This window comes from Vibrio sp. 1731, from assembly GCF_033339955.1.
In the GTDB taxonomy this organism is placed as follows: Bacteria; Pseudomonadota; Gammaproteobacteria; order Enterobacterales; family Vibrionaceae; genus Vibrio; species Vibrio alginolyticus.
This window is the reverse complement of record NZ_JAWOVO010000020.1, coordinates 19336-41825: the sequence shown is the minus strand read 5'-3', so window position 1 is coordinate 41825 and position 22490 is coordinate 19336. Positions and strand designations below refer to the sequence as shown.

The window sequence follows — 22490 nt, the reverse complement described above, 5'->3', positions numbered from 1 at the left end:
ACGAATTCCTTCTAGTCTTTGTCTAAACTTTCTGTATGTATAATTTGAGATTGGATGAGCTTTCGACTTCCTGATATGTGTCTTCTCATCAACATTTCTGCAAGCTCTTCATCGCGATTGCGAATGGCTTCCAAAATGAATTTGTGTTCGGTGAGCGCCTCATTCGGGCGAGATTGCGCACGTGGCGACTGGTAACGATACATCCGTAATAAGTGATAGAGTTCATCACACAGCAGAGATATTAACTTACTGTTTCTGCTGGCTTGGATGATGCGATAGTGAAAATCAAAGTCACCATGTTGATGGAAGTAAGACGCGCCTTCCATTTGGTCTATATGCTTGGAATGTGTCGACAATAGCATTTCCAAGCTTAAGAGCTCTTCTTGCGTAATGTGTCGCGCAGCTAACCTTGCCGCCATGCCTTCCAATGCTTCTCGAACGGCATAAAGTTCTATCAGCTTTTCCGGAGAAAAAGTGGTCACTCTAGCCCCAACATGAGGAATTCGCTCGATGAGCCCTAGCCCCTCTAAGCGCATCAATGCTTCACGCAAAGGCCCACGACTGACTTGATATTTCTTTGCTAGCTCAGGCTCTGATATCTTATGGCCAGGCTTCACGTCGCCATTAACAATGACTTCAATGAGTGTTTCGGTCAGCGTTTCGGATTTGGTGTGTTCTTTCTCAGAACCCAGCACTTTATAACGAGCTTTCAACTCAGAGTTCATATTCAGATACTCTTGTTACCGACATCGAAATGTCTACAATTTCTTAACCTGAATATAAAGTAGTCGATCAAAGTGTCGACAATCAAGTAAATTGTCGACAATTTAGACTAAGGTCGTAATTTAAATTGGCCTAAAATGCCTATTAAGTGCCGTTTTTAGCAGAAATAAAGAATGGTGAGTTCACATTGTCGACAACTTATAAACCTTTAAGCTTATGATCTAAAAACTAAAAGCTCAGCTGTCGAACAATAATCGGATAAAAAACTATTCTTTAGGTACAAATTGATCAAAGACTTGTTGCGAAGTCATCTTTTGTGAAGCGGAATTGAGGTCATAATAAGCTGGCTTTTCATCGGTAAAAATCTCTAAAGTGAGTTTGAAATCTGGGTTATCGAACAAACCAGCGGAAAGAATGTACTCACCTGTCGGCAACAAATGATAGAAAAGGTTTGTGCCGCATTCGCCACAAAAACCTCTCACCGCCCAGTCTGACGACTGATAACGTTTAGGTTCGCCACCTTTAAACGTCACGTTAGGCCCACAATGCACCGCATGAAGTGCGCCACTCGACCATTTTCGACACATAGAGCAATGGCACAGGCTAACCTCATTTTTAACCTCAGCGATGACTTCAATTGCGCCGCACAAACACGTCCCTTTCATTCTCTTTTCCTCGTTCATTTTCCGTCATTTTATTATGGCCTACCAAAGCGTAAAGCCGCGTGACCTAACACCAACTTCTCGCCGTGAACTTTATGAACAAAATAACCGAAATGCTCAATATTCTCTTTATATCTCTTTTACAGACAGATCTTTAACACTTAATTAACCTTTACACCAAGTTCAGCTTTAACGCTTACAAGGCATGACAACTGAGCAAAAACAATAAGGCTCAACTAAATAGAGTCGCTAACATAAGGAACGTGAACATGTTAAAGGTACTCAAACCAACGCTCGCCGCTTCAATCATCGCAGCTTCATTTTCATTCAACGCTCTTGCTGCAGATATTGAAAAAATGCACTTTCTTATCCCTGGAGGTGCCGGTGGCGGTTGGGACATGACCGCCCGAGGTACTGGTGATGTATTAATAAAGTCGGACATCGTTGAAACCGTATCATTTCAAAACCTATCTGGTGGTGGCGGTGGCAAAGCAATCGCACATTTGATTGAAACGGCTGATCGTCAAGAAGATACACTCATGGTGAACTCAACACCGATCGTCGTTCGCTCGCTCAGTGGGATCTTCCCACAATCTTTCCGCGACTTGACTCCTGTTGCCGCAACGGTTGCCGATTATGGCGCCATTGTTACATCAGCCGATTCTCCTTACAGCTCTTGGGAAGATGTCGTTAAAGCTTTTAAAGAAAACCCTCGTAAAGTGAAGGTTGCTGGTGGCTCTGCTCGTGGTTCTATGGATCATTTGGTTATAGCAGCGGCTTTCAAAGGTGAAGGTTTTGATGCGCGCAAAGTTCGTTACATTGCCTATGATGCAGGTGGAAAAGCCATGGCTGCCCTACTTTCAGGCGAAACACAACTGCTCTCTACAGGGTTAGGTGAAGTACTCGAAATGTCTAAGTCTGGGCAAGTGAAAGTGTTAGCGATTACAGCACCAAAACGTTTAGAAGCTGCGCCTAACATTCCAACTCTCACCGAATATGGTAATGAAACTGTCTTTGCTAACTGGCGTGGATTCTTTGCAGCACCAGGCACAAGCCAAGAAAAGCTAGATGAATGGAATGCCGCATTTACTAAAATGTATAACACCGACGAATGGCAAGTCGTTCGAGACCGCAATGGTTGGATCGACAACTATAAAGCGGATAAAGCATTCTTCGCGTTTCTTGAAGATCAAGAGCAACAGATGGGTGACTTAATGCGCGAGTTAGGCTTCCTGAAGTAACAATCGAATTGGGGTCCCTCAGATACCAACCTCAATGAATAACGTAGGTTGGTATTTCCCCATTGTATTTGCACTCTAAGTTTCACCGCATATGGACATTGTCGACAATCGGCATGCACACTCCTTTGTTTATATACCCAAAGCGGCTCGACTAGCAGCGAAATGCTTAATTGTTAATGGTTTAGTTTATTCATTGACGTCCATATGCGGTCTTTTTTACTTTTGTTAGGAGTTGAATATGTCTCGTTCAACCAACTTTTTCACCAAAGAATATTTGCTCTGTCGTGACCGTGTCGGCGCAATGATCTTTCTACTCTTCTGTCTTTGCTACGGTTATCAAACCTCGCAGATTCCATTGTTTCCAGGTGATGAGTATGAACCATTCACCGCACGTACTCTGCCAACCATCTTGACTTACGTTGGTGTCGGCCTTTCTTTGCTATTGCTGGTGACAGGACAACCAGATAAACAAAGTGGCGCAGTGCTGACCTTCAATTGGAAGTTACTGATTGCCTTTTTAATTTTAATGGCGCTCTACGGCGTGGGCCTGACTTACTTAGGTTTTGTGATAGCTACTGCCTTCTTTTTATTGGCTGGCTTTTATCTGCTCGGGGAAAGACGTAAACCCGTTCTGTTTGGCGCGTCGTTTCCATTCGTGATCGCGTTCTACTTATTACTCACTCAAGGTTTGGACATCTATCTCGAACCGGGTTTGATTTTCACCATCTGGTAGTCAAAGAAAGGACTGAATTATGTTAGATGGAATTCTACAAGGTTTATCCACCGCAGTAATGCCAATGAACATTATGATGGTGATCGTTGGTTGCTTCGTCGGTACATTTATCGGCATGTTACCTGGACTTGGGCCGATCTCAGCCATTGCTTTGATGATCCCAATTACTTATGGCCTAGAGCCCTCCTCTGGCCTTATTTTAATGGCGGGTGTTTATTACGGTGCGGTATTTGGTGGTTCTACATCGTCGATTTTAATTAACGCGCCGGGTTGTTCTTCAACCGTGGTCACAGCATTCGACGGCTACCCAATGGCTCAAAAAGGCCAGGCAGGTAAAGCATTAGCTTTGGCAGCTTATTCATCTTTCACTGGCGGTACGCTATCTGCCATTATGTTGCTTGTTGCCGCACCAGCATTGGCTAGCGTCTCCCTTAGCTTCCAATCGTCGGACTATTTTGCGTTGATGCTACTTGGGTTATCAGCAGTCGCGGCTTTTGCGGGGAAAGGTCAGGTAATCAAAGCGTGGATGATGACCATTCTTGGTTTGATGCTATCTACAGTTGGTATCGATAAAGGCGTAGGCGTTGAACGCTTTACCTTCGGTTTAACGGATTTAATGGATGGCTTTAGCTTCTTGTTGCTTGCAATGGCGACATTCGCACTGGGTGAAACATTGATGGGCATTCTTAAACCATCAAAAGACACCAGCGATGAAGAACAAGAAAAGCTGAGCAACATTGGCTCAATGAAAGTGACCAAGGAAGAAATCAAAGATGTTGCGCCTGTTTCAATTCGCTCTTCAATATTAGGTTTCTTCACTGGCGTTCTTCCTGGCGCAGGGGCAACCATTGCTGCTTTTTTAAGCTATGGTATGGAGCGCAACCTCGCACCTAAAGAGAAAAAGGATGAGTTCGGTAAAGGCAGTATCCGTGGCTTGGTTGCGCCAGAGTCAGCAAACAACGCAGCGTCTAGTGGTTCATTTGTTCCACTGCTAACGCTTGGTATTCCGGGTTCTGGTACAACAGCAATAATGCTCGGCGCTCTGATCGCTTATGGTATTCAACCTGGCCCTCGCCTGTTTGTTGAACACCCAGATGTGTTCTGGTCAGTGATCATTTCCATGTACTTCGGCAACATCGTACTTGTGATCCTGAACTTACCGTTGATTCCGTACATTTCAAAGCTTTTGGCGGTTCCAAGAACGGTGCTTCTACCGATGATTTTATTCTTCTCAATCACCGGGGTTTATTTGGTCTCTTTTAACACTATGGATGTGTTCGTGATGCTGATTGTGGCTATGGCTGCCATTGCACTTCGGCTCGCTAACTTCCCGCTCGCACCTTTATTGCTGGGCTTCATCCTTGGAGGATTAATGGAAGAGAACTTACGCCGCGCATTAATGATTTCAGATGGAGAACTGAGTTTCCTATGGGAGCGTCCTATTACCCTTACCTTTACTGTTTTAGCTGTATTGGTATTGGCAAGTCCACTAATCGTAAAGCTGATTCAAAAGTTTAAAGCACAGCCAGTCAGCGTTGAGCAGTAATCGCTGTCTCTTTCAACCTAGATAAAGCCATCCATCGTGATGGCTTTATCTTCCCCCTTCCAAATCGTTCACTTGTTGTACAGATGGTATTGACAAATCACTGTCGTTATATGAAGGTGATTGTATGAACACACACTTAGCGCAACTTAACCAACGAATTATCATCATTCCATAGGAATGGTGGGATTTTTTGATGCGCTCAGTATTTATCGAACCCACCCATAGCGGTGGGTTTTCTGTCTCTACCGTATGGGAAAAGCTCTCTTGGAGGCGGTCACAATGCAAAAAATAGCAGTTTTTGGTAAACCCGGCAGTGGAAAATCGACGGTAAGTAAAGTAATCGCGTCGGCTACCGGTCTTCCTCTTCATCAATTAGATTCAATAGTCTATAAACCAAACGGTGATCCCGTTGAGCGTAGCGTTTTTGATGAAGCTCATAGCAATATACTAAGCTCAGATCGTTGGATTATAGATGGCCTTGGACCGATCAGCTCTTTCAACGCTCGTTTAGATGCAGCCGATACTCTCATTTATATTGATCTACCATACTCAGTAAGCTATTGGTTTGTGACGAAACGTCTCCTTAAAGGACTATTCATTAAACCTGAAGGATGGCCTGATGGTAGTTCGGTACTTAAAGGAACGTTACAAAGCTACAAAGTTCTTCAGCAATGCCCTGCATTCTGGAATGATGACTTTATGTCTCGCCTCGAGGGGTACTCTCAAACTAAAGCCGTTCATGTCATCAAAAACGTTACAGAACTGAACAATTTTGTTTTAGAGCGGGTAAAGTAAACCTCATATCAGAACGTTAGAGCATGTGGGTTAGATCATCTGAAGCTCTAACAATGAAAAAGAACATAACAAGGATTGCTTATGCTTTTAGAACTAGCACTTTTATTCGTTGCTGGCGTAATTGGTGGGATCATTAACTCCATAGCGGGAGGCGGAAGCTTTATTACTTTTCCGGCTCTATTGGCAGTAGGTGTTCCTCCTATTATGGCTAACGCAACAAACACGTATGCTTCATGTGCGGGTTACATTAGCGGAGCCGTCGGGTTCAGAGAAGAGATCATGAAGAACAAGCATGAACTGCTGTTCACAGTCTCATTCAGTTTAGTCGGCGGCGCTGTCGGAGCATATCTGTTGCTCAACACGCCAGAATCGCTATTTATGGAAGCTATCCCTTGGTTACTCTTATTTGCCACCGTGCTTTTTCTCACCGGTTCTCGTTTAACAATGCTAATCAAAACTGTCGCGAAAGAGCACAAACATGCTGGCATACTCGGAGCAATCGCGTTGGGTTTATTACTTGTTGGTGTCTCTGCTTACGGTGGTTTTTTCAACGCAGGTTTAGGGGTTATTGTTCTGAGCTATCTGGTAGTAGCGGGCCACCAAGACATTAATTTAATGAACGGTTTGAAATTGCTCGTATCTACGTGTGTTTCACTCATTGCTATCGTGATTTTTGTTGCCAATGGCTCCATTGACTGGCACACAGGTAGTGTTGTTTTGGTCGGTACGTTGGTAGGTGGGTATCTTGCAGCTCGTGTCTCTCGTCAACTGAATCCCAATCATGTTAAAGGGTTTGTTGCTCTTTCTTCTATTCTCATCACTATCTACTTTTTCATTGATGTTTATGTTTAAGCAAAACTTGTACAAGTGGATAACAATCCTACAAAAACACCAGCGCGAAAGATTAATGCAGATAGCTTAACGATTTTTTGTGTCACTCCAGCGAGGTTAGGAATCTAATAGCACTACACTGAGCGGCTAATGAAACCATTTTGATCACAAAGTGCTCGGATGGAAGATCCTGTATCACGCTCCTTCGTCGCTGTACAGGATGACGAGAGATAGAAATATGCCACTCGCAGTTAAACGAGTGGCATTGATCGAGAAAGATGGCGTTTTACATCAATAATAAGCGAAAGCAACGCTTACTTAATCAGCCCTACTTCTTTGTAGTATTTGAGCGCACCTGGGTGAAGAGGCGCAGATAAACCGTCTTTTACCATTTCCTCTTTCTTCAAGTTTGCAAACGCTGGGTGGAGACGGCGGAAATCATCGAAGTTTTCAAATACCGCTTTAACCACGTTATAAACCACATCTTCTGGTACCGCAGTAGAAGAAACAAACGTCGCGCCCACACCAAAGGTTTGAACATCACTATCTGTGCCACGATACATACCACCCGGGACATTTGCGACACGATAGAAGCTGTTGTCTGCAACCAGTTTTTCTACATTAGGTCCAGCTACCGTTACGATATTGCTATCACACGACGTAGTGGCTTCTTTAATCGCTCCACTTGGGTGACCAACGGTATAAATCATCGCATCAATTTTGTTATCACAAAGTGCTTTTGATTGCTCTGCTGCTTTTAACTCAGAGACAAGCTTAAAGTCGTCGTTACTCCAACCATACTGGTTCATTAGCACTTCCATAGTACCTCGCTGACCAGAACCAGGATTACCAATGTTAACGCGCTTACCTTTCAAATCATCAAAAGTTTTGATGTTCGCGTCTTTACGTGCAACGACAGTAAACGGTTCTGGATGAACGGAGAATACGGCGCGTAGCTCTTTAAAAGGCCCGCTTTCTTCAAACTTACTGGTTCCTTTGTAAGCATGATACTGCCAGTCTGATTGCGCGATACCGAGGTCCAATTCACCAGCACGAATAGTGTTGATGTTATAAATCGATCCCCCAGTACTTTCTACCGAACAACGGATACCGTGATCTTCTCGCGATTTGTTAACCAAGCGACAAATAGCGCCACCAGTCGGATAATAAACCCCTGTTACGCCACCGGTACCAATCGTGACAAACGTTTCCTCCGCAGACGCAGAAAAGCCTGTTGTGAGTGCAGCCAAAGAAGCCGCAAGTGCGATTTGCTTAAACTTAAACATTGAACATCCCTTTTACTTGTGTTAATGACCGTTTAAGTATAGCAATCGTTAACAATTTGATAACGTTTGAGTTCTCATCCTTGGAGGTTGATTTATAGATATATACTTTTTTATCAACTTAACCTACTGATAAATAACATTTAGACTTGAATGCCATAAAAAAAGCGTTGTATAAACAACGCTTTGTAGTTAGTGAAACGGATGGTTACACCGTTGGGACTGATGCTCGCCACGCTTGGTTCTGGCTATCTGAGATAGATCGGAACAAGTCACGTAGCTCTTTCAATAAGCCTTCTTGGAAACCAATGTTTTCATCGGCTTTCTGTTTGGCTGCTTGTGCGCGAGTCGCTTGTACTTCATCATCTTTGCTGCGCGCTTGCGCTTTGGTTTGCTCTACATTCGATGCTGAGTTTGCCATCTGACCCAAAGCTTGAAGAATCGCGTTCTTCGCTTGGTTTGAGCTCATCAACTTATCGAACTTACGGCCACCACTTGTCAGCTGCGCTGTCGTGTCTGCGATATTGTCTTTCGCTAGTGAGTGCGCACGCTTAACCTGATCTTGCTGCGTTTTAGACAAGCTATTGTTATTTAATAACTCTTCTGCTTGATCGAAGCCAGCTTTTTGCGTTTTAAGTACATTATTGCTCGCCATTTCATTCTTGATTTCTTTCCCTGCTTTGAAAGAACCAAGGGCACCAATAATTGCGGTAGCACCCGCTAGTACACCCGAAACGACTGCCATCGCGATCATCGCGCTTGCCGAGTTGTTTAGTTCTGCCGCTTGGCTTTCTAAACTCGCGACGTTTGCTTCAACAGCAATTTCACGTTGTAGCACTTGCTGCTCACGGCTCAGCTTTGATACTTGATACAACAATGTTAATAGCGTCAACGATTGTGATACCGCATCTGATGGTGACTTGATCACCTCCTCACCGTTAAGCGCTTTCATCGTTGTGCTCATTAATGAGCTCACCGTCGGTGCAAGAGCGCTCATTAGGTTTGTAACAACTTGAGCTTGATTACTCACTGTAGGAGCTTTAGGTGTCTCTAACTGGTAGCGTGCTGCACCAGAAACACCTGACTCACTTTGGCTTTTAACGGCGCCCGCTTCAAGCTTTGTTTCCGGCGCTTTTTCTGCTTTGTTGGTTTTAATGGTATCGCCTAAACCGTATAGTTCACCACGACCCGTTCCGCCTACTTTATCTAGCATAATAAACTCCTTATACCGTTGCAGGACGGCTTAACACCGTTTGCATAGTTTCACTTTTCGCTTGAATCATTTGCATGATGAGGCTCATCAGCTCTTGGAAGTCTTCCATCAACTTACCAATCTCTTCTTTGAGCTTATCAATGACAGCCTGGCTTAACGTCATTTTGGCTCGAAGGTCTGTGATATCAGCCTGAATCTCTGTCACGTGAGCATTGTTAGCAGCGTGGACACTGTCCGTTGCGCCTTTACCCACGTTGACGGCGAGATCAACGGTTTCTGCGCCATAACGAATCGCTTTCGCTGTTGTTGTCGCAGCTTTTGTGCCCATATCCGCCACTTTCGCCATGTTTGCAGCGGCTTTCGTAGCGATTTCCGTGACCTTTTGAGCTACCTTACCAGCACCTTTCGCTGCAAGTTTCGCGATACCACCAGCTGCTGCACCACCAAACGTCACAACAGCTCCGATAACCGCGACGGCGATTTCTAATGCCATTACGACTTTGTTTAACACATCGACATTTACGCCCGCTTCTTTTAGCGCATCTTGAACGGCTGGCTCTTGCAACGCCATGCTCACTGCTCCCATGACGCCACCAGCGATCATAAGTGCACCGGCTGCTGCACCAACACCCGTTGCCACCATTACGGCACCAACAACAATAGAAACCACCGCACTGATCCAACCAAAGATCTTCGCTGCTAAGCCTGATTTTTGGGCTTCTTTTGCAGCGGCTTCCGATTCTTTGATTTTGTCTTGGTTTTCCACCATCTCTTTTTCGTGCTTAGCTTTTGCGACCTTCACTTCCTGAATTTTCAGCTCGTTTTGAGCACTTTTCAGTTTATCCGTGATAGCAGCAAGCTCTACTTCAAAATCATCAGCAGATCCTGCGATGATTTTGACGGCAATCGAACCTGTTTGGTCTGCAACTGCATGGAGAGATTTTGCAATGGTATCGACGATCTTTTGCAGCTGTGCCATGGCTTTTAGCGTCAAATCATTCACTTTGTCACTAACAGCTGTGTTAGGTGCATCTAACTGAACTTTTACTTTTCCGGTGTTCAGTACATCTGCATCTTTACTCTTCACGTTTTCTACCGTCACAGAAGGCGTCGCTGTAGACGCCGTTTTCTGCACGTTATCTAACGTGGCTTGGCCAGATTCAGGGCTATAAACCTGTGTCTGGATGCGGTCAAGTGCAATAGAACTCATAGTCTAATTACTCCTTTTTATTTCTCACCGCTTCTAACATGATGCCTGCACGCTCATGCAAATCTGCATATTGTGATTTTCCGGCAGACATCTCCTTCGCGCTATAAAACCCACTCTCTGCTTCTGTCAGTTGTTCCAGTTTCAGGTGACATTCAGCAGAGTGAAAAGGTGGGCGTGGATCATTTACGTCCACTAGCGCTGCGTAGCTGTAGGCGTCTATTGCCTGCAGATACTCACCCAACTCCTGACGAGCCGCGCCAAGGCCAATGAAAAATCGCGCCTGATAATGATCAAGCATGCTGAGTAATTGAAATACTTTCGCTGCTTGCTCAATCTTTCCCGATTGGAAAAAGTTGTAACCTACGGCATAAATATGTTCGATGGTGTCCTGAGACACATCGTGCAACATTTTTAGCGTGCCTCCCTCTTCCAAAAAAGACAGCAGTTCTTCTGCTTGCATTTGAGATGGATCGGTCGCGTTTGTTTTAGTCATGGTTGGTTATCCTTAAATGGCTCGTAGGATTTCTTGTAAAATACTGTGGTACTTCTGAACAAACTTGTTCATCGCTTCAACGGTCGAGTTGTATTGAGAACTGGTGTCGTTCAGCTCAGTGGTTTTGATTTGCACTTCATCGTTAAGCAACTTGGATTTAGCACTGACAGAACTAGAAAAATTAGACAGTTTTTTCGACTTCTCTTCGTCTTGGTACGACGCACCATCACCGATAGTAATACCTTGTGTTTGAAGGAAGTCTCGATGGTTGGTTATCTTATTATCCATCAAATACTTGTACTCAGGTGAAGCTTCAAAATCCGTTTGATTACTGTAGTTAAAGTCACTCGCTTTGAAGTTACTTTCTGGATATCCCGGTTTATAAACCCCATCAACACTTTGCGTAGAGTGAATTTTTGATTGCACAACACCAAAAACTTTAAGCTGTATTGTGAGATCCTCTAATGCCTCTTTCTGGTCATTACGTTTCTCTAAACGGTTAACACGACGCTCATTTAGTGCAAGCAGCACTTGCTCATCAAAACGGTCTCCAATGCTGGACTCAACAACGGCCAACAAATCACGAGCCGTTAGAGAGTGCTCTGCTCTCACCTCGCGATCCGCTTTCTCTTTATCGGTGATATTGAGTAGACGCTCTTTCAATGCCCCTAAGTTCTTGCGCAATGCCTCGTATCGCTCAGTAAATGAAGCCCCGGTAGATTCACCTTTTACTATTTTTTCAAACTGTAATCGGATATCTCGTTCGGTGTTTTCTTTGATCAAATTAACTTGAGCTGCCGTTATTTGTGTCTTTTGGACATCGGCTATCGCGCTGTCCTGGTAAAAGTCGTCGATTTCTATATTTGTTAAACTCACCGCGAAGTTGGCGAACAAGCTAGAAAGGGTCAAAGGCTCAGTTCCACCAATAACAGTGTTAAGTGCTGCTTTTAGATTGTTCGTTCCAGTCGCCTCACCATAAGCTGCACTATATTGGCCTTTCACTTGAGCGGCCATTTCATCTAACGCTTCTTTAAGCTGCTGTTTAGAAATACCTGGAGTCCAGGTAATTCTGCTAGCTAGCGCACTTGCGTCATCGGTGCTTAAAGTAATACCAATGCCTTGAAAACTACTTTTTAATTGAGCTGAGACTTGAAGGGCGAAACTCTCTTTAGTCAACAGAAAATCCGAGCTCTTCAGTTGCGCGAGATTAACGGAACCTAAGCTACTAAAAGCATTGCGAAGAAAAGAAATAGAAGCATCTCTCACTTCACGGGCGCCCATTTGATTAGCAAGCTCTGCAACAAAAAGAGAAATTTCTTTGGTGGCGTTAGCCAGACCTGTCTCGGAGAGGTTGGCGATCTGCTCCGCTTGGTTACTCTGAGTCCCCAAATTAAATTGACTAACAAACTCAGTAGATAACGAGCTATCTACGTTTTCCGTCAGTAACTTACTAAACCAAGCCTGAAACTGATTTGATAGCGTTTGGTTTGTTTGAGCATTAAACTCGGCTGCGGTTAATTCGCCATCTGAGTTAGCACTTTGTAGCGACTTTATCCAAACCGATGCGGTGTCGGTCAATGATATACCAGCAAACGCGTTATTTTTCGCTTTTAGGTTTTCAAGCGTATCAACATAAAGCGCGATGCTTTGTGATTCCGTTTGTCCCGAGATAGTTGGCAATGAAGAGATTATCGAGGCAAGTTGCTGAGTCTCTGCTTCACCCAGTACAGGGGTAAATGCCTCTATCAAGTTTTGTTGGAAAGTGGGTAATGGTGCACTACTCGCAGCTGTGTCTGTTGCTCCTGTCGTAGAGCCAGTCGTTTTCATATTCGTCATTTCCAAACCTCTAAATCATCATGCCGCGCATCACTGTGGGACGCTTTCTGCGTTTACCTGACGTACCTTGTAGCTGATTTTGTTGTTGCCGGCGGCGTTGGACTTCGTCTATTAGCTCTTGCTCTGCACGTTTCATGGTATCTACTGGTGCTTTTATGCCGCCAAGTAAAACATCACCCGCAACAGGACCAACACCTAAGCCTTCCAATAGCTCGTTAAAAATATCGGTTCTGTCTTCAGCTTTTCTAATGGCAAGCTCAGCGTTCTCAATCGCATCGGTAAACGGTTGCTTCATCTTGATTCCTATCTTAAAGCGGGTCATCTCATCGGTGCTGTCAGTAACAGTCGTGAGTTTTTACTTTTTCAACTTTTTCAAAGGTCTATAATCTGCTAGGCGTAAACAGTACCAGTCGTCTAGCTCATCATGGCTTGCACCGCATGCTTTTAGATAGAACTGTGCCAATCGCTGGCTGCTCATGTTGCTACCACGTAACACATCGACGTTGCCGCGAATGACCCAATCGGAGGGATAAAGTTGAATGGCATGTTCAGCCAAGAGAAATAAGCCGGCAAAGGGGTTACTCAACCCCAATTTTGGACGAACGCGTTTCAGAAGAACGATGATGATTTCACCGTCCTCCACCCGAAAAACGAGCTCTAAGCCCTCAACTTCAATTCGATAACCAAGTTGAATTTCACTTTGTTGCCAAAAGTATGGCGTCACTTCGATCCCCGCTTGCGCCAGCGAGAGTATTAGTTTTGTTTTCATTACATCCCCACCCTTCCCAGTGGCTGAATATTGATTTGCTGGGTTAGTTCTTGAAATGACAAAACGGGCAGATCGTAGTATTCCGATTCAATAAGCTTTCGCACATATCGGCGTACATCCATAGACACAACTAGCACAGGTTTATTCGGCATGCGGCTTAAGTCACCAATGGTCTGTTTCACATCACTGACAAATTGTTGCGTTACTGACGGATCTAACGCCAAGTAACTCCCTGCTGAGGTTTGACGAATACCGCTGCGTATTGTGTCTTCGAGATTTTGATCCAATAAGTAAGCGGGCAACATGTTTTGTCCGCTCGCGTATTTGTAGCAAATGTAACGTTTTAAGCTGGAACGAATGTACTCCGTCAGCTGTACAACATCTTTCTCTTTTTGGCCCCACTCAACCATCGCTTCCAAGATCACGCGAAGGTTTCGGATAGAAATGTCTTCAGAAACCAAGCGTTGTAAGATTTCCGTCATTTTTTGCAACGGAACAATACGCTGGGCCTCTTTGACTAGCTCCGAATAACTGCCTTCCATCTGCTCCAACAGATAACGCGTCTCCTGAATACCAATAAAGTCTTGTGCGTACTCCTTGAGAACATGAGACAAGTGGTACGTTAAAATCCTGTCGGGTGTGAGAAAACCGACATGACTGGCTACGAGTTTTTGCTCATAACTCTGTGCCACCCAAATGCTAGAAATACCGGGTAGAAAATCTTCATCTTGCTCATAAGGCACGCCTAATAAGTCGATCTGCTCATTCCCTTCTGTCACCAAGAGTTGGTCTTTTACAATTCGTCCTCGTGCAACCGGAACTTCTTGTAACTGAATTAAATATTCGCCATTTTGCATCCCCTCGTTAAAACGCAGGTGGATACCCGGGAAAGGCACGCCGAGGTCGAGATATAGTGCGCGCCTCACCCTTGCTAGCTCTTCATTTAATGCGACCGCTTCCAAGCTTTCCTGAAGGCTCGCGTCAAGATCAATCAACAGCGGGACTGTCATGGCGAACTCTTCTTGCTCACCTAACTTACCTTTACTGTTTCTAGAAGGCGTAGGTTTGCTTGGCTTCGCTGCTGGCGAACCGGCCCCTTGCGAAACAAAGCTTGATAAGTCGGTGCTATCTGATTCCGCTTGTTTTTTCTGTTGATAGAAAAGGAAGAAACCACCACCACCAACCACGGCGGCCAAGACCAGAAAAGTGATTTTTGGAAACCCAGGGATGAGTGCGAACAGCACCAAAAGCACACCACCAATAAGAAGTGCTCGTGGCTGAGCAATCACCTGCCCACCAATATCCGATCCAAGATCAGAAGAGTCTTCATGAGAAACACGCGTCACGATAATACCGGCGGTAATCGCGATAAAGAGTGCCGGGATCTGCGATACCAAACCATCACCAACGGTCAAAATCGCAAACAATTCAAGTGCTTCAGAAGCACTCATGCCTTTTTGCGTTACCCCGATCGTGACGCCACCTAAGATGTTGACCACAATGATGACCAGACCCGCAATGGAGTCGCCTTTAACGAACTTCATCGCGCCATCCATCGAGCCATACATTTGGCTTTCTTTTTCAATCAGTGATCGTCGGTGCCTAGCTTCGTGTACGTCAATTACTCCGGCACGCATGTCACCGTCAATACTCATCTGCTTACCAGGCATCGCATCGAGTGAGAAGCGCGCACTAACTTCTGCTACCCTCTCTGAGCCTTTGGTGATCACCATAAACTGAACAATGGTAATGATCAGGAACACAACAATACCGACCACTAAGTTACCGCCCACAACGAAGTTACCGAATGTATAAACGATTTGACCAGCATCGCCTTGTAGCAAGATCAAGCGGGTTGTCGTGATAGATAAAGACAGACGAAACAATGTCGTGATCAATAGCACCGCAGGAAATGCAGAGAACTCAAGTGGCGTGGTGATGTAAATCGCTAACATAAGCAGCACCACCGCAATGCTCATGTTGGTGCCAATCAGTACATCCACCAGTGCGGTAGGAAGTGGCAATATCATCATAAAGACGATCGCGAGTAACATCACCGCAAGCATGATGTCTTTGCGTTGCCCTACTTTGTTTAGAATATCGATCAACTTATTCATGTGATTCACTATTTAAAGATTGCAGATAGCGTCGGTGCGCTTGGCGTGCCCCATCGACGTCATTTTGTTTCCAACGCGCTTGGCTTAAACAAAACCAGAGTCCTGCCGAGTCAGGATGAAGGTCGGATTTTAATAAGTGCTCACACACCTCAATCGCCCGGGTATATCGACCACTTTGTAAACACGCCACAGCAAGTGTTTGCATCGCCTCTTTGTGCTGCGGTTCTATTTCTAGAACCGCATCGAGAATAGAAATGGCATGCTCTGGCTTTTGGTATTGAACTTGTAGCGCAGCGTGAACAAGTAAGAGTTCAATGTCTTTGGATCTCAACATGTTGGTTAGACCTGAATAAGGAGATTGAGCGCCATAGTGAGGTAACGCTGATCTAGTTGCGTACTTTGTAGCGTTTCAGATGCTTTGATAAAAGAAGCGGAGCCTGAATCCTGTGCAAGAACTTGCAGCTGAGCTAACGTTTCATCAAATTGTTGACGGTATTTTTCTGGACGCAACAACTCTGAGTGCAGCAGCTTGGGCTTAGTTAACGCGATGAGATATTGGTCTGAAGGCCTGAGATCATAGAGCTTCTCTAAATGTGTAGCGACCGCCTGACCATCAGGAAGCAATTGAAATCGCTCTGGGAAATCGGCCTTAACTTCACTATGAGTAACATGCGTAAAGGCTTCGATGCCTACGTTTAAAGTGCTGACTCGAGTCATGAGCCTGCCACATCGTTATGTAGACGAGCCAAAAGCGTAAACGCTTGCTCTAAGGTCGGAAGTGTTACTTCTTCTCCTTTTAGCCTTGCTGAAAAAACCAGAGTTTGTTCATCTAACAAGCCGGTTTTAATTTCGAAAGGCCAGCCTTGATCGGCATGACACAAACACAGTGCACTTTGAATAATGTCACTGGTTTGATGCCAAGATAACGCTCGAGACAACATCAAGAATAACTGCTCACCCTGTCGCTCAATATGCAGCGTACCACTTTGCTCAAAATCCAGCTGCACCCGTCCAGCTGATGAGAAATCGACGGCATCGAGCCCCATTCCTCGGCAAAATTCATCGACGGATGCATCAATCCAACTCATCTTCCCACGCTTCCTCTTCTTCTATATCAATGGCTTCGTCTAGCGCCTTTTGTACCGCTTGGATTAAATTCTGTCGTTGTTCTTCATCGGCGAATACGTCAATTGGGATTGCGCGAACTAACTTATGGAACTCTCGAAAAAAATCGATTTTTTGTTCTACCGCCGTCAATTCCATTGCGTTGGCGACTTTCCATATCTCATCACTGCTTACCCATCGCAGCTCTACCAACGCAATCACATCAGCCATCAAATTAGAAACTTGATAAGCCATAATTCGTCCTTTCCGGTTTAAACATTTGGAACAACTGACTCACACGATCTTGCAACGTATTTAGAGTTTTGAGTTTTTGCATATCGGACATCAACCACTGCAACTTAACCGAATCGATACTGCTACCTTGAACACTAAGATCTGCACTCATGCCTTGCAGCATAAAGTCAACAGCGGTCGATACCTCCTGCTCACCAAAGCGCGCCACCACATCTTGATAAGCAGCGCCGAGCCCTTGATAACTATGAACGGTATCGCGGTAGAAGCCGCGCAGCTGATGCAAAGAGCTAAACTCTTGCTCTTGGCTATATTCATCAGCAAAATTTGAGACACGGATTTCCGTATCAATTTGAGACCATGTATCTGGGTTTTGCTCGATTCTTAGAAGTGCTTGGTCAATCAGCGCTAGTAGGTGTTTACTTTCTGGACTCGCACTCAAAAACTTTTTAACGGCTTTTAGCGCGAGGTATTGATGGCTTTTCTCCTCGGAAAACCCATTCAAGTAGGCTTGTAATTGCGCGATGGTCGAGATATTTCCTCCCGCCATTTTTGTAGCCAAATCTTTGATCTTTTGATTCTTTTCAAGATCAGGGACTTTTCTTAAATAGTCCGAAACGAGTTCATGTGCTTCATTAACTCGAACACCACTGTCTTTCACTTTGCGCTTAGTCAGATCTTTCTCTGCTTTTTCGGAACCGAGTGAAGTGAGTTCTTCCATCGCATCAAAAAGTGATTGTGTAGCATTGTGAACACGGACGGTTTCACCGCGATAATTGCCTTTTTGTGAAACGTCGGGGCGAGACGATTCCAACCCGTTTTGGATAGACGCATCAAACTTTGGATTTGTTGCGATATGATTGTTGATAATACTCATTCACTTGCACTCCTTCCGCACAATACAGGCGAATTATAGAAAGTGCGCTTTGTTGAAGCTGTCAAAATCAGACGTGTTTTTTTAGTGCGCTTTCAGTTTTCTAAAAACTCCCGACTGATATTCACTATAAATTGATTCTTATACTTTCTATCCTCTCAGCATCAATCATTGCGCATATTTTTACCTTGAACGATTTCTCATACATCACTGATATCCAACAATCTGCGATTAAACACACGCGTTTGATCCAAATTCGCGGGCGCGTTACACAAGTCACCGGCACCATTATCAAAGCTGTCGTCCCTGGCGTTCGTGTAGGTGAACTGTGTGAGTTGCGCAATCCCGATCAAACTCTGTCTTTGTTAGCGGAAGTGGTTGGCTTCCAGCAGCATCACGCTTTGCTCACCCCGTTAGGAAATATGTTTGGGATTTCCTCAAATACAGAAGTAAGCCCAATGGGCAAAATGCACGAAGTGGGTGTTGGCGACCACCTGTTAGGTACAACGCTTGACGGGCTTGGACGTCCTTTCGATGGTACGCAGAGTCAGGAACCAAGTGCTTGGTATCCTGTTTATCGCGATGCGCCACCACCAATGCAACGTAAACTAATTGAAAAGCCAATCTCTCTTGGCGTTCGATCCATTGATGGGCTACTGACCTGTGGTGAAGGTCAGCGCATGGGTATTTTTGCAGCGGCTGGCGGGGGTAAAAGTACCCTACTGGCAAAACTGATTCGCTCCGCAGAAGTTGACGTGACCGTTCTCGCCTTAATTGGTGAACGCGGACGCGAAGTGCGCGAGTTTATTGAGCATGACCTAGGCGAAGAAGGAATGGCCAAATCGGTTTTAGTGGTCGCTACCTCTGATCGCCCAGCAATGGAGCGCGCCAAAGCCGCTTTTGTTGCCACTTCTATCGCAGAATATTTTCGTGACCAAGGTAAACGCGTGCTACTGCTGATGGATTCTGTAACGCGTTTCGCCCGCGCACAGAGGGAGATTGGACTAGCCGCAGGCGAGCCACCAACACGACGTGGCTATCCGCCTTCCGTTTTTGCCGCTTTGCCAAAGCTGATGGAACGAGCTGGACAATCAGACAAAGGATCAATTACAGCACTGTACACCGTGTTGGTGGAAGGTGACGACATGACAGAGCCTGTCGCGGATGAAACTCGCTCAATTTTAGACGGGCACATTATTCTCTCGCGTAAACTTGCGGCAATGAACCACTACCCTGCGATTGATGTACTTCGGTCAGCAAGCCGAGTGATGAATCAAATCGTTGAATCCGATCATCAGGCGTCTGCTGCTCATATTCGCGAAATGTTAGCTAAGTATGAAGAAGTTGAACTGCTAATCAAAATTGGCGAATACCAACATGGTGCAGATAGCCGAGCGGATATGGCCATAGCACAAAGTGATGATATACGCGCCTTTTTACGCCAAGGCACTCATGAACCAAGCGATCTTGATGGCGCTATCGCTCAACTTAAAGGGATGGCGAAACAATGATAGAACGCTTATTAGAAATCAAAAAAATTCGCGCTGAACGTGCGGATAAAGCCGTCAAGCGTCAAGAATACCGAGTGTCAAACGCCGCAGCACAGGTTCAAAAGGCCGAACGTTCTGTCGCGGACTATCACGTTTGGCGCCAGGAAGAAGAAGAGCGACGTTTTGCTAAAGCAAAACGACAAACACTCGTTCTCAAAGAGCTAGAAACATTAAGACAAGAAATCGCGTTGTTAAGAGAGAGAGAAGCCGAACTTAAACAACGTGTGGCCGAGTCAAAAAAAGCGCTTGAAATCGAACGCTCGGCACTTAAAGAAAAGCAAAAAGAGGCGCGACAAGCCCATAAAACCAAAGAAAAATTCGTTCAGTTGCAGCAACAAGAAGTCGCGGAAAAATCGCGAGAAAGGCAATACCAAGAAGAGCTCGAACAGGAAGAGTTTCGCACTGTCGACATTATCTAAAGGTTCACTATGCGCATTACCCCAACAACTGAAACATCGAATACGCTGCACAAATCAACGCCGGAACAAGTGCCTCTCGAGAAGGAGGCCGAGCTTCAATCACAATTCGAGCATGCAATGACGAAGAAGCCTAGCAAGGAAAAGGAGTCTATCGTTGCGAATCCCCAAAAGAATCATAGTGGCGAAGAAGACATACCGCTAAGGCATAAGACATCTCAAGGTCTAGATAAGAAACTTAACCTATCGAACCAAGAAGCCAACGCTGACAAAAACATCTCCACTTTAAAAGGTCAAAGTGACGTCGTCAGTAAGAGAGATATAGAGAAATCGCAAGACGACGCAGCAAATAGCGAAGAAATAATTAGCAAAAACAATAAATTGCTTAAACATGATGGAAAAAGCGATGGCGACACAGTTCTAAGCTCCCCTTCTACCGAGCGTGTTGATCCTCACTTTCAAGCTCATTTGAAAGATGATAAACCGACGCCGATGGATAAACATACCTCGCCGGAGTATCTCTCTACGCTTGAATCTGGCTTGCTCCCCCAAAATGCGACAGCGACAGAGCTCGCTCAAGATGGGATTAACATTGTTGGCTTAACGAAAAGGCAAACTGAAAAAACGCACAATAAGCGTGCAACTCCGCCGCTACAGAATACAGGCAAACGATCAGACCAAACTGGTGGCCTGCCTGAAACCAAGCCTCTTGAAAAAATCGTGACGAAAAGCGCACTAGTCGCCGTTAAAACGGATGAAGAAAAAGTGCCTTCTCAACCCCTTGCAAGTGCGGTAACACAAGGCGATGTCATCCTAAAAAGTGTTGCTTCGCAGGCTCAACCAAGCCCAACGCGAGACGTAAACCAATTACTCCAGCAATTGGTGGATAAAATCTATGTTGCTCTGCCAACCGCATCGGACAACAAAGAGGTTCGGCTGTTTCTAAGTGAAGGACAATTAAAAGGTGGCGAAATCCACATCAAGTTGGACGCTCAAGGGTATAGCGTGACGATTCGACAAGAGCATGCCCTTTCCATTATTAGCCAGCAAGCTAGACAAGATCTTGCTGAACGGCTAAACCGATTCGGTGGTGAGCAGCCACTTCGCTTAGCGATCAGCGAACAAACTCAACAGCTCGATCAACAACAACATGAACAACAACACTCACGCCAACAACGCAGCGTGTATGAAGAATGGCAAGCGGAGAATGACCTATGACACCGTTAATAATACCCAAAGTGGATGCAGAAAGTATCGCGCTCAGCAATCAACTTTGTGCAAAACAGTGCCACTTCCAAGGGACTGATGGTCAGAGCGTATCGATTACTGTTGCTCAAATCCCTTCATTTGAAGGGTTCCGTTTAACCACGTTGATTGGAGGGCAAACCCTACAAGTAGACTTTTCTCGTGCGCAGCTCCAACATTGGCTGAAATCGACCTTAAATGCTACTGCGTTTGAGTCCCTGCCTAACTCCCTCCAGTTAGCACTTTTGAGCTCACAGATAGAACCGCATAGTGAGGCAATCAAAGCGCTATTTGGTCAGTTACCCATTCTTAGTCAACTACAGCCGTTAGAGGCGAGCCAGGCCCAAGAGCATACTTTAATGTTAACGCTCAATAAGCCTAACGGCTCTCTTTGTTTGTGGGTTAGCGAAGGATCAGACGTGTTGTTGGATGCGCTACCAAACAGCGCTGCTCTACAAGCTCGACACCTCGCTTTACCTGTGTGGTTAAGTCTTGGAAGGACCCATTTGACGTTAAGCGAATTTAATTCGCTCGAGCTGGGAGATGTCATCTTCTTTGACGATGGTTACATCGCCAAGCAACAAGCCATTTTTCAAGTATCTAACCAGAATCTCTGGCGCTGCCAGCTAGATGACCAAACTCTTCACATTATTGAAAAAGAAACCAATATGAATGACGTAAACACTTCAGAAATGTTAACCGACCACCAGCAACTGCCTGTGGAACTCACGTTTGATATCGGCCATCAAACCATCACGCTAGAGCAGCTTAACCAGCTTCAGCCAGGGTACGTATTCGAGCTAAACCAGCCTGTATCTAAGCCGGTAACATTGCGTGCCAACGGCAAAATCATTGGTGAGTGTGAACTGGTTAATGTTAACGAACATTTAGGTGTGCGCGTACTGGAGCTGTTCGGTGGCACGCAGGAGCCAGCATGATCCAGTTACCCGACGAGCTCAATCTCATTGTCAGCTTAGCACTGCTGGCACTGATCCCATTTATCGCCATGATGGCGACGTCATTTGTGAAACTCGCCGTTGTATTCTCACTGCTGCGTAACGCTCTCGGTGTACAGCAAATTCCGCCGAATATGGCGCTTTACGGATTGGCTATCATTCTGTCAATTTTCATCATGGCTCCCGTCGGGTTTGAAACCTACGACTACGTAAAGCAGCATGATATCTCCCTTGAAGATTCTGCAAGTGTAGAAGGCCTCATTGAAAGCGGTTTACAGCCTTATCGAGAATTTTTGAAAAAGCATATTCGGGAAACCGAAGCCATATTCTTCACTGATGCTGCACGCACATTGTGGCCACAGAAGTACGTAGACCGTTTAGAGTCGGACAGCTTATTGCTCTTACTGCCCGCATTTACCGTCAGCGAGCTTACTCGCGCTTTTGAAATTGGCTTTCTGTTGTACTTACCGTTCATCGCTATTGACCTAATTGTGTCGAATATCCTACTCGCGATGGGGATGATGATGGTATCGCCAATGACGATTTCCCTCCCCTTCAAATTGTTGCTTTTTGTCTTGCTTGACGGCTGGACAAAGCTCACCCACGGCTTAGTGTTGAGTTACGGTTAATCACGGAGAAAG

General features: G+C 45.2%; 25 protein-coding genes. 10 read left to right on the top strand and 15 right to left on the bottom strand.

Going from position 1 to position 22490, the window contains the following annotated elements; all coding sequences use genetic code 11:
- Positions 1-11: 11 nt before the first annotated feature.
- A complete protein-coding gene (locus tag R7035_RS19510; protein ID WP_005377279.1) occupies positions 12-725 on the bottom strand; it encodes a GntR family transcriptional regulator in 714 nt (237 codons plus the stop codon).
- Positions 726-989: 264 nt separating this feature from the next.
- Entirely contained in the window at positions 990-1388 is a 399-nt protein-coding gene (locus R7035_RS19505; RefSeq protein WP_053304399.1) for a GFA family protein, read from the bottom strand.
- A 266-nt stretch (positions 1389-1654) separates the two neighbouring features.
- Here R7035_RS19505 and R7035_RS19500 point away from each other — a divergent pair, with 266 nt between their 5' ends.
- From R7035_RS19500 to R7035_RS19480, 5 genes are all read left to right on the top strand, one after another.
- A complete protein-coding gene (locus R7035_RS19500; RefSeq protein WP_005388181.1) occupies positions 1655-2626 on the top strand; it encodes a tripartite tricarboxylate transporter substrate binding protein in 972 nt (323 codons plus the stop codon).
- A 238-nt stretch (positions 2627-2864) separates the two neighbouring features.
- Entirely contained in the window at positions 2865-3359 is a 495-nt protein-coding gene (locus R7035_RS19495) for a tripartite tricarboxylate transporter TctB family protein (RefSeq protein WP_054701645.1), read from the top strand.
- A gap of 19 nt (positions 3360-3378) precedes the next feature.
- Positions 3379-4905 carry a tripartite tricarboxylate transporter permease gene (locus R7035_RS19490; protein ID WP_005388177.1) on the top strand — a complete coding sequence of 509 codons (1527 nt, stop codon included), beginning with the start codon at positions 3379-3381 and terminating at the stop codon, positions 4903-4905.
- Between the two features lie 279 nt (positions 4906-5184).
- Positions 5185-5700, top strand: a complete 516-nt coding sequence (locus R7035_RS19485; RefSeq protein WP_017633773.1) for an adenylate kinase — start codon at positions 5185-5187, stop codon at positions 5698-5700.
- An 81-nt stretch (positions 5701-5781) separates the two neighbouring features.
- A complete protein-coding gene (locus R7035_RS19480; RefSeq protein WP_005388172.1) occupies positions 5782-6552 on the top strand; it encodes a sulfite exporter TauE/SafE family protein in 771 nt (256 codons plus the stop codon).
- Between the two features lie 293 nt (positions 6553-6845).
- On the opposite strand, the gene R7035_RS19475 is transcribed toward R7035_RS19480, so the two are convergent.
- The 13 genes from R7035_RS19475 to sctW form a co-directional block, all read right to left on the bottom strand.
- Positions 6846-7817, bottom strand: a complete 972-nt coding sequence (locus R7035_RS19475) for a TAXI family TRAP transporter solute-binding subunit (protein ID WP_005388171.1) — start codon at positions 7815-7817, stop codon at positions 6846-6848.
- A 205-nt stretch (positions 7818-8022) separates the two neighbouring features.
- Complete coding sequence (gene vopD / locus R7035_RS19470; protein WP_130546111.1) at positions 8023-9027, bottom strand: type III secretion system translocon subunit VopD; 1005 nt, start codon at positions 9025-9027, stop codon at positions 8023-8025.
- Positions 9028-9037: 10 nt separating this feature from the next.
- Complete coding sequence (vopB, locus tag R7035_RS19465; protein ID WP_318146238.1) at positions 9038-10237, bottom strand: type III secretion system translocon subunit VopB; 1200 nt, start codon at positions 10235-10237, stop codon at positions 9038-9040.
- Positions 10238-10244: 7 nt separating this feature from the next.
- Entirely contained in the window at positions 10245-10730 is a 486-nt protein-coding gene (gene vcrH, locus R7035_RS19460) for a SycD/LcrH family type III secretion system chaperone VcrH (protein WP_005377258.1), read from the bottom strand.
- A gap of 12 nt (positions 10731-10742) precedes the next feature.
- Positions 10743-12566, bottom strand: coding sequence for a virulence-associated V antigen (locus R7035_RS19455; RefSeq protein ID WP_136976229.1), 1824 nt, complete (start codon positions 12564-12566; stop codon positions 10743-10745).
- A gap of 10 nt (positions 12567-12576) precedes the next feature.
- Positions 12577-12861, bottom strand: a complete 285-nt coding sequence (locus tag R7035_RS19450; protein ID WP_005395092.1) for an LcrG family type III secretion system chaperone — start codon at positions 12859-12861, stop codon at positions 12577-12579.
- A 60-nt stretch (positions 12862-12921) separates the two neighbouring features.
- Positions 12922-13335, bottom strand: coding sequence for an LcrR family type III secretion system chaperone (locus R7035_RS19445; protein ID WP_053304394.1), 414 nt, complete (start codon positions 13333-13335; stop codon positions 12922-12924).
- Positions 13335-15461 carry a SctV family type III secretion system export apparatus subunit VcrD gene (vcrD, locus tag R7035_RS19440; RefSeq protein WP_086013006.1) on the bottom strand — a complete coding sequence of 709 codons (2127 nt, stop codon included), beginning with the start codon at positions 15459-15461 and terminating at the stop codon, positions 13335-13337. The genes R7035_RS19445 and vcrD overlap by 1 nt, the downstream gene beginning before the upstream one ends.
- Complete coding sequence (vscY, locus tag R7035_RS19435; RefSeq protein WP_005377248.1) at positions 15445-15786, bottom strand: type III secretion system chaperone VscY; 342 nt, start codon at positions 15784-15786, stop codon at positions 15445-15447. Before vscY ends, vcrD begins: the two co-directional genes overlap by 17 nt.
- A 5-nt stretch (positions 15787-15791) precedes the next feature.
- Positions 15792-16169: a type III secretion system protein VscX gene (vscX, locus tag R7035_RS19430; protein WP_005377246.1), complete on the bottom strand. Its 378-nt coding sequence runs from the start codon at positions 16167-16169 to the stop codon at positions 15792-15794.
- On the bottom strand, positions 16166-16540 hold the full coding sequence (sycN, locus tag R7035_RS19425; protein ID WP_005377240.1) for a type III secretion chaperone SycN: 375 nt from the start codon (positions 16538-16540) through the stop codon (positions 16166-16168). The genes vscX and sycN overlap by 4 nt, the downstream gene beginning before the upstream one ends.
- Positions 16527-16811 (bottom strand): TyeA family type III secretion system gatekeeper subunit, encoded by a 285-nt coding sequence (locus tag R7035_RS19420; protein WP_213904979.1) that lies wholly within the window; start codon positions 16809-16811, stop codon positions 16527-16529. The genes sycN and R7035_RS19420 overlap by 14 nt, the downstream gene beginning before the upstream one ends.
- A complete protein-coding gene (gene sctW, locus R7035_RS19415; RefSeq protein ID WP_017821331.1) occupies positions 16792-17685 on the bottom strand; it encodes a type III secretion system gatekeeper subunit SctW in 894 nt (297 codons plus the stop codon). Before sctW ends, R7035_RS19420 begins: the two co-directional genes overlap by 20 nt.
- A 185-nt stretch (positions 17686-17870) precedes the next feature.
- On the opposite strand from sctW, the gene vscN reads away from it, so the two are divergent.
- From vscN to vscR, 5 genes are read left to right on the top strand one after another with little or no spacing between them, the layout of a single operon-like run.
- Positions 17871-19193, top strand: a complete 1323-nt coding sequence (gene vscN / locus R7035_RS19410) for a SctN family type III secretion system ATPase VscN (protein WP_054575030.1) — start codon at positions 17871-17873, stop codon at positions 19191-19193.
- Positions 19190-19651, top strand: a complete 462-nt coding sequence (locus R7035_RS19405; RefSeq protein ID WP_136976228.1) for a type III secretion protein — start codon at positions 19190-19192, stop codon at positions 19649-19651. Before vscN ends, R7035_RS19405 begins: the two co-directional genes overlap by 4 nt.
- A 9-nt stretch (positions 19652-19660) precedes the next feature.
- The gene (locus R7035_RS19400) at positions 19661-20866 is read left to right on the top strand and encodes a type III secretion system needle length determinant (protein ID WP_132937109.1); all 1206 of its coding nucleotides are present in this window, start codon (positions 19661-19663) and stop codon (positions 20864-20866) included.
- On the top strand, positions 20863-21831 hold the full coding sequence (gene vscQ, locus R7035_RS19395) for a SctQ family type III secretion system cytoplasmic ring protein VscQ (RefSeq protein WP_025768125.1): 969 nt from the start codon (positions 20863-20865) through the stop codon (positions 21829-21831). The genes R7035_RS19400 and vscQ overlap by 4 nt, the downstream gene beginning before the upstream one ends.
- On the top strand, positions 21828-22478 hold the full coding sequence (gene vscR / locus R7035_RS19390; RefSeq protein ID WP_005377232.1) for a SctR family type III secretion system export apparatus subunit VscR: 651 nt from the start codon (positions 21828-21830) through the stop codon (positions 22476-22478). The genes vscQ and vscR overlap by 4 nt, the downstream gene beginning before the upstream one ends.
- The last annotated feature ends 12 nt before the right edge of the window (positions 22479-22490 follow it).

What these genes read in the sequence shown, in the direction of transcription:
- R7035_RS19510 (WP_005377279.1), bottom strand. Translation starts at nt 725, where the DNA reads ATGAACTCTGAGTTGAAAGCTCGTTATAAAGTGCTGGGTTCTGAGAAA.
- R7035_RS19505 (WP_053304399.1), bottom strand. Translation starts at nt 1,388, where the DNA reads ATGAAAGGGACGTGTTTGTGCGGCGCAATTGAAGTCATCGCTGAGGTT.
- R7035_RS19500 (WP_005388181.1), top strand. Translation starts at nt 1,655, where the DNA reads ATGTTAAAGGTACTCAAACCAACGCTCGCCGCTTCAATCATCGCAGCT.
- R7035_RS19495 (WP_054701645.1), top strand. Translation starts at nt 2,865, where the DNA reads ATGTCTCGTTCAACCAACTTTTTCACCAAAGAATATTTGCTCTGTCGT.
- R7035_RS19490 (WP_005388177.1), top strand. Translation starts at nt 3,379, where the DNA reads ATGTTAGATGGAATTCTACAAGGTTTATCCACCGCAGTAATGCCAATG.
- R7035_RS19485 (WP_017633773.1), top strand. Translation starts at nt 5,185, where the DNA reads ATGCAAAAAATAGCAGTTTTTGGTAAACCCGGCAGTGGAAAATCGACG.
- R7035_RS19480 (WP_005388172.1), top strand. Translation starts at nt 5,782, where the DNA reads ATGCTTTTAGAACTAGCACTTTTATTCGTTGCTGGCGTAATTGGTGGG.
- R7035_RS19475 (WP_005388171.1), bottom strand. Translation starts at nt 7,817, where the DNA reads ATGTTTAAGTTTAAGCAAATCGCACTTGCGGCTTCTTTGGCTGCACTC.
- vopD (WP_130546111.1), bottom strand. Translation starts at nt 9,027, where the DNA reads ATGCTAGATAAAGTAGGCGGAACGGGTCGTGGTGAACTATACGGTTTA.
- vopB (WP_318146238.1), bottom strand. Translation starts at nt 10,237, where the DNA reads ATGAGTTCTATTGCACTTGACCGCATCCAGACACAGGTTTATAGCCCT.
- vcrH (WP_005377258.1), bottom strand. Translation starts at nt 10,730, where the DNA reads ATGACTAAAACAAACGCGACCGATCCATCTCAAATGCAAGCAGAAGAA.
- R7035_RS19455 (WP_136976229.1), bottom strand. Translation starts at nt 12,566, where the DNA reads ATGACGAATATGAAAACGACTGGCTCTACGACAGGAGCAACAGACACA.
- R7035_RS19450 (WP_005395092.1), bottom strand. Translation starts at nt 12,861, where the DNA reads ATGAAGCAACCGTTTACCGATGCGATTGAGAACGCTGAGCTTGCCATT.
- R7035_RS19445 (WP_053304394.1), bottom strand. Translation starts at nt 13,335, where the DNA reads ATGAAAACAAAACTAATACTCTCGCTGGCGCAAGCGGGGATCGAAGTG.
- vscY (WP_005377248.1), bottom strand. Translation starts at nt 15,786, where the DNA reads ATGTTGAGATCCAAAGACATTGAACTCTTACTTGTTCACGCTGCGCTA.
- vscX (WP_005377246.1), bottom strand. Translation starts at nt 16,169, where the DNA reads ATGACTCGAGTCAGCACTTTAAACGTAGGCATCGAAGCCTTTACGCAT.
- sycN (WP_005377240.1), bottom strand. Translation starts at nt 16,540, where the DNA reads ATGAGTTGGATTGATGCATCCGTCGATGAATTTTGCCGAGGAATGGGG.
- R7035_RS19420 (WP_213904979.1), bottom strand. Translation starts at nt 16,811, where the DNA reads ATGGCTTATCAAGTTTCTAATTTGATGGCTGATGTGATTGCGTTGGTA.
- sctW (WP_017821331.1), bottom strand. Translation starts at nt 17,685, where the DNA reads ATGAGTATTATCAACAATCATATCGCAACAAATCCAAAGTTTGATGCG.
- R7035_RS19405 (WP_136976228.1), top strand. Translation starts at nt 19,190, where the DNA reads ATGATAGAACGCTTATTAGAAATCAAAAAAATTCGCGCTGAACGTGCG.
- R7035_RS19400 (WP_132937109.1), top strand. Translation starts at nt 19,661, where the DNA reads ATGCGCATTACCCCAACAACTGAAACATCGAATACGCTGCACAAATCA.
- vscQ (WP_025768125.1), top strand. Translation starts at nt 20,863, where the DNA reads ATGACACCGTTAATAATACCCAAAGTGGATGCAGAAAGTATCGCGCTC.
- vscR (WP_005377232.1), top strand. Translation starts at nt 21,828, where the DNA reads ATGATCCAGTTACCCGACGAGCTCAATCTCATTGTCAGCTTAGCACTG.